The sequence below is a fragment of the Staphylococcus agnetis genome (genome assembly GCF_002901865.1).
GTDB lineage: Bacteria > Bacillota > Bacilli > Staphylococcales > Staphylococcaceae > Staphylococcus > Staphylococcus agnetis.
In genome coordinates, this window is the sequence record NZ_PPQF01000157.1 from 7,629 (window position 1) to 13,735 (window position 6,107).

Here is a 6,107-nt window from a genome sequence, read left to right on the forward strand (position 1 = left end):
ACATAAATACTTTTTAAAGAACTAAGTAGTGTAGCAATGATATTGTAAATGTATCGGACAGATAAGCACTCACATCAGACACCTAAGAATTATGGAACACAAGTATTAATTTATTTGATAGTGTGTATCACGTAACTTAAGTAAAGGAGATGTAGAAATGAAAAGAAACGTGTTTTCTAAAATTATTTTGAGTACTGTTGTTTTATCTGGCGCAGTAGCATCACCTTATATGGTTCATGATCAATTGGTGCATGCTGCAGAACAACAAAAAGACAAATTTGGAGAACTTCACAAAGTTAATAGTTCAGAAGGCTATATTAAACTTGAAGATGGATATACATATAAAGTTAAGAATAATGGCACAGCTACAATCACTAAAGTTGATACTCGAGAAACAAAGGAGCTTCCTAAGTCTGCTGAAGATAAAAATGGGAAAAACGTGCTGTTAAGTTATGTTAATACAAATCATGGTCTTAAATTGATGGTTATAGATGAATCTAAGTCGACAAACGAACGTGGCTGGAAAGGAGCATTAAAATGTGGACTTGGTGTAGCCGGTGGTGCGGGTACAGTTGGTCTTGGTGGCTTTGGTGTTGGAGGACCAGGTGGTGCGGTTGTCGGCGCAGTGTCTGGTGGTATGTCAGGTGCAGCGGCTAGTTGTTTCTAGGGGGATTAAATGATGTTTAATAAACCACAAATAGCAGATACTACTTTTTTTAACATATGTCTAATTGTTGTCGGAATTATAGCGTTTCTAGTGTTTTCATTTATATTTGATGCGGGGTATTTATTGAGCTTTATCATTGCTTTTTTGCCTGTACTTGTAGGAATAATTAACTTAAAAGAAATTAGAAAAGACAAGTCTTAAATGCGTTAATAATTAAAAAGCTAAGAAGAATAAGACATGCCTAAATTAAACAGTTTAAAAAGATAGCATCCTCATATGGACGCTATCTTTTTTAAGTGAACTTATAGAATTATATCTATATGTGCGTAAGTCTTAATTTGTAAGAGAAATGAAATTTAAAAACAATTATCAATCATATAATTCAAGGTAACGATCTGTAAATTCTTGAGACGTAATTTGGCCACTATCTCGCTGTTGTTGTAATTCTGCGGCTTGTCTTTGAATTTCATCATATTCTTCACGAGAATAGCCTTGTTTTTCCATCTCTTGATAATTGGCTTCTTCTTGTGCTTTTTGTTGCTCAGGTGTTACACAACCGCCGACTGTACACTGAGTGCCATCGGGTTTGGTGTAGCCTACGACATCTCCGTTACCTGGTGCTTGATACCATGTGTCTCCGTCGGCGTCAACCATACCATTCACGTTTTCCCCATTACGCATTCTTTGAGATATTTCATTTTTCGTTAACGGTCTATTAGTTTGCTGTACTACTGAGGGCTGTTCAATAGTATTAGACTCAGTAGATTGCTCTTCAGTTTGATTTTCCTTAGATGCGGTTTTTTGTTTTTTATCTTCTTTCGTTTTCTTTGTTTCTTCTTTTGGCTTATTGTCTTTAGATGGCTTTTCATCATCATTTCCACATGCACTTAATATTAATGTGCTTGAAAGTAAAAAAATTAATGCTTTTTTCATAAAATCCCCCCGAAATGTTTACTGTAAAACTTTTAACTAAATTTTTGTAAAACGAAACATATACAATATAAAGTATATATTAAAAACAATGTGCACGTGATTGTTTTTAGTTATACTAAATGGTTCGTATAATAAGGTTAACTTTTATAAAAATCTTATATGAATTTTTGAGTTTAATTGTATACCTATTCGATACTTTTCCGCTCTATTGATGTGCTATGATATAAGCGAGGTGAATGCTATGAATATTCGTGATATCGCTAAGCTAGCGTGTGTTTCAAAAAGTACAGTGTCGAGGTATTTAAATGGGGGTTCGATTAGTCCTACAACACGTCAGAAAATTGATCGTGTGGTACAAGAAACGGGATATAGTCCAAATCAATTTGCGCAAAGTTTAAAGGCGAAACGAACGCAAATGATGGGTGTTATCGTGCCACGTTTAAGCTCATATGCGTCGAACCAAACGCTTTATGGCATCGAAACATATTTGAGAACACAAAATTATCAAACCATCATCGTGAATACGGATTTAGATCAACAACGTGAAATTCATGCGATATCTACACTTGCGAAGAATAAAGTCGATGGCATCATTTTGCTTGCGACTGCGTTGACGGATGCGCATTTAAAAGCGATTCAATCGATTAAAGTACCGATCATTTTAGTAGGACAGTCGTATGAAGGCATTCATTCAATTATTCAAAATGATTATGATGCGGGACGCCTTATGGGTAATTATTTTGGTAAGAGAGCGTTTGATCGCATCGCATATTTTGGGGTGGATGAAAGGGATGAAGCGGTAGGCGTACATCGCCGTCGTGGTGTCCTCGACGGACTTTCGGATTATCATCAAGATGCAACGATTTATACATCGACATTTAAGTTAAGTGATGCGCAAGAACGTTCTAAAGCTTTTATTCATGATTATGATGCCATTATTTGTGCGACAGATAATATTGCATTGGGCGTGTTAAAAACCGCGCTTGATATGAATATTGATGTTCCGCAAACATTATCCATTTCAGGGTTTGGAGGTTATGAAACAACCTCTATTGTGACACCGCGAATTACGACAATCGTGTTTCCTTATGAGGAGACGGGTCAATGTGCTGCGGTATCGATGATGGCTTTATTAAATGGTGAGGAAGTCCCACTATTACAACGCATGGATTACGCTATTGACGAAAAAGAAAGCGTTGACATTTTGCACAACTAAACGTAAAATTCTCGGTGAAGAGGGTTTTACTTTATAAACTATTTTGGTACCGGTTCCAATTTATGAATCATAAGTCATTAATGAAAGAAGTGAAATGATGGGAAAGTTGTATGCAATTGGTGAAGCTTTAATTGATTTCATTCCTCAAACGAAAGGCGTTGAGCTTAAAGACGTTAATGAGTTTGAGCCTCAAGTTGGCGGTGCGCCAGCGAATGTCGCGAGTTGTGTAGCGAAGCACGGGGAAGCCTCCGCGCTCATTACGCAACTAGGTCAAGATGCGTTTGGAGATCAGATTGTAGACATGTTAGCACATCAAGGTGTTGATACATCTTTGGTTCAGCGCACAACTGACGCGAATACTGGCCTCGCGTTTGTGAGTTTAACAGAATCTGGTGAACGTGACTTCGCATTTTATCGAAACCCATCTGCGGATATGTTGCTTGAAGCTAGCACATTGAATGTGAATTTTCAACAAGATGACATTCTTCATTTTTGTTCCGTAGATTTGATTCCATCACCGATGAAAGAGGCGCATGTTAAAGCAATCGAATTAATGGAAAAAGCGGAAGGCACAATCATTTTTGACCCGAACTTACGATTTCCTTTATGGCCTTCGGTTGACGCTTTGAAAGCAACCGTACTTGAATTTACTCCGAAAGCCCATATTTTAAAAATTTCTGATGAAGAACTTTCGTTTTTAACAGGAAGTGATGACACTGCGTCCCTTCAACAATTATTTAAAGGTAAAACAGAAGTGATCATTTATACAGAAGGTGCGAACGGGGCCTCCATTTATACTAAAGAGGGTCAGATTGGTTATCACCCGGGTTATACCGTTGACGTTCAAGATACGACGGGTGCGGGAGACGCCTTTATTGGATCGGTTATTTATCAATTATTAAAAGAACAACAATCACTTAAGCCAATGGATAATCTTAAACAACATGCCAATGATATTTTGAAATTGAGTAATGCGGTAGGCGCTTTGACAACAACGAAAAAAGGTGCAATCGGGAGCTTGCCAACTATTGATGAGGTACGTGCATTAACACGTCGTTAGAGCTTTAATAAGGAGGGGTTACATATGGCAATGTCAGACCAACAAATCGCGAAACAAGTCATTGATGCGGTAGGCGGTAAAGAAAACATAAAATCTATTGCACATTGTGCGACACGATTACGCATTGTGGTTCATGATAAAGAAAAAATTGATCAAGCACAAATTGAAAATACAGATAAAGTAAAAGGTGCATTTTATAATTCTGGCCAGTATCAAGTGATATTTGGAACAGGAACCGTAAATAAAATTTATAGTGCTGTTGAAAGTTTAGGCATTGAAGGACAATCGACAAGCGATGTCAAACATGAAGCAGGTAAACAAGGGAATATGTTCCAACGCGCGATTCGCACGTTTGGCGACGTATTTGTTCCAATTATTCCCGTATTAGTCGCAACAGGTTTATTCATGGGCTTACGTGGCGTATTGATGAACGAACAAATTTTGTCATGGATGGGTATGACACCGAAAGACATTTCACCTAATTTCATCCTGTTCACACAAGTGTTAACAGATACCGCTTTTGCATTTTTACCTGCACTTGTCGCATGGAGTGCGTTCAAAGTATTTGGAGGAAGTCCGGTGCTCGGCATCGTGCTCGGTTTAATGCTTGTCAATCCTGCATTGCCTAACGCTTATGAAGTGGGGAATGGTTCAGCTGAGGCATTGAAATTTTTTGGATTCGTTCCAGTTGTAGGCTATCAAGGCTCCGTTTTACCGGCATTCTTTGTAGGTCTCATTGGCGCAAAATTTGAAAAAATGTTACGCAAAAAGATTCCAGATGCCATTGATTTAATCGTTACTCCGTTTTTAACATTACTTGTGATGATCACACTTGGTTTATTTATTATTGGACCAGTATTTCATGGCATAGAAACCGTGATTTTATCCAGCACAATATGGGTTTTAAACTTACCGTTTGGTATTGCTGGTTTATTAATCGGTTTCTTCCAACAGATAATCGTTGTTACAGGCGTGCATCATATTTTCAACTTTATGGAAATTCAATTGTTAGAGGAATTTAAATACAATGAATTCAATCCGATTATTTCTGCGGCTATGACCGCACAAGGTGCCGCAACAGTTGCGGTTGGTCTGAAAACACGTCAAAAAAAGCTAAAAGCACTCGCATTACCATCAGCGTTCTCAGCATTTTTAGGCATTACAGAACCTGCCATTTTCGGTGTGAACTTACGTTACTTTAAGCCATTTGTATGTGGTTTAATAGGTGGGGCAGTCGGAGGATTCCTCGCATCGTTATTCCATTTAAAAGCATCAGGTATGGCAATTACCGTATTACCAGGTATGTTGTTATTTATTAAAGATATTGGACAGTTGCCGTTATACATTCTAGTACTTATCGTGTCATTTAGCGTAGGATTCGTACTTACATGGTTCTTTGGCTATAGTGATAAAATGGCGCAAGAAATTAAAGAAGCAAAATAACAGAATAGAAGATGAAACACTCCCTATAAAAATATATGGGGAGTGTTTTATTTATGTTTATCGTATCTATAGTTGCCGTTGAATGGACATCAATAAGTACTCAATTATTGTAGGAACTCATAAATAAAATTTGAAACAAATGTTTCGGTAAAAGCTGCTAGTATATACAGAGGTAAAGCAATTAAAAGATAAGATTTTATCAAATTCATACATGCTGTTTTAAAGGAATAATTTTGTTTCTTATCTTGCCTGAAAATGTTAGTGATTTTCCTGATGATAGATTGATTTAATTTAAATAGACTGCTCACAACGATACACATCGCAAACAATTCAAGAAAGTGATGAGGAATTGTGGAAATAATCATACTGATACCTTTATGTAAATCTATTTGAATCGCAATACTACAAATTACGCCTAGCAATGCTGATGTTGTAATGTAGTTTAAACAATATAAAAATGGAATGGGAATGAATGCAAGAAGAAGCATTTGAAAAGGCACCATCGCTGCATTATGAACAATATATTCCCATACTTTTTCCAAACCTTGTGCTTGAGTTACACTGTCAGGAACCTTTCTAGCGATATTTTTAAAGGTATCTATAGAAGGGTTAACAATCAAAGTTAAAACAAAAGAAATAACTGTAATCGCTAATGATAGTATGAAAAATTTCAAACTTCTTTTAAACCAATTCGTATCTTCAAAATTAAGCATAAGGCACCTCATAAATTATTTTATCTATATTTTATTAAAGATAATGTATTTAATTCAAATACTTACCTTTATAAC

Annotated in this window: 7 protein-coding genes; 5 read left to right on the plus strand and 2 right to left on the minus strand. The window is 36.6% G+C overall.

The window, feature by feature from the left end; translation table 11 throughout:
• Nucleotides 1-157: 157 nt before the first annotated feature.
• Entirely contained in the window at nt 158-667 is a 510-nt protein-coding gene (locus tag CD172_RS12500; RefSeq protein ID WP_103346519.1) for a hypothetical protein, read from the plus strand.
• 12 nt (nt 668-679) lie between these two features.
• Nucleotides 680-868, plus strand: a complete 189-nt coding sequence (locus CD172_RS12505) for a hypothetical protein (protein ID WP_103346520.1) — start codon at nt 680-682, stop codon at nt 866-868.
• 168 nt (nt 869-1,036) lie between these two features.
• Here the strand turns inward: CD172_RS12505 and CD172_RS12510 are convergent, their stop codons facing one another.
• Nucleotides 1,037-1,600, minus strand: a complete 564-nt coding sequence (locus CD172_RS12510) for a hypothetical protein (protein WP_103346521.1) — start codon at nt 1,598-1,600, stop codon at nt 1,037-1,039.
• A 241-nt stretch (nt 1,601-1,841) separates the two neighbouring features.
• Here CD172_RS12510 and CD172_RS12515 point away from each other — a divergent pair, with 241 nt between their 5' ends.
• The 3 genes from CD172_RS12515 to CD172_RS12525 all read left to right on the plus strand — a co-directional run bounded on the left by CD172_RS12515 (nt 1,842) and on the right by CD172_RS12525 (nt 5,319).
• On the plus strand, nt 1,842-2,816 hold the full coding sequence (locus CD172_RS12515) for a LacI family DNA-binding transcriptional regulator (RefSeq protein ID WP_103346522.1): 975 nt from the start codon (nt 1,842-1,844) through the stop codon (nt 2,814-2,816).
• A gap of 97 nt (nt 2,817-2,913) precedes the next feature.
• Nucleotides 2,914-3,876 (plus strand): carbohydrate kinase family protein, encoded by a 963-nt coding sequence (locus tag CD172_RS12520; RefSeq protein ID WP_103346523.1) that lies wholly within the window; start codon nt 2,914-2,916, stop codon nt 3,874-3,876.
• Nucleotides 3,877-3,900: 24 nt separating this feature from the next.
• Nucleotides 3,901-5,319: a sucrose-specific PTS transporter subunit IIBC gene (locus tag CD172_RS12525; protein WP_103346524.1), complete on the plus strand. Its 1,419-nt coding sequence runs from the start codon at nt 3,901-3,903 to the stop codon at nt 5,317-5,319.
• Nucleotides 5,320-5,423: 104 nt separating this feature from the next.
• Here CD172_RS12525 and CD172_RS12530 read toward each other — a convergent pair whose 3' ends face one another.
• Entirely contained in the window at nt 5,424-6,032 is a 609-nt protein-coding gene (locus CD172_RS12530) for a stage II sporulation protein M (RefSeq protein WP_037565019.1), read from the minus strand.
• Nucleotides 6,033-6,107: the final 75 nt, after the last annotated feature.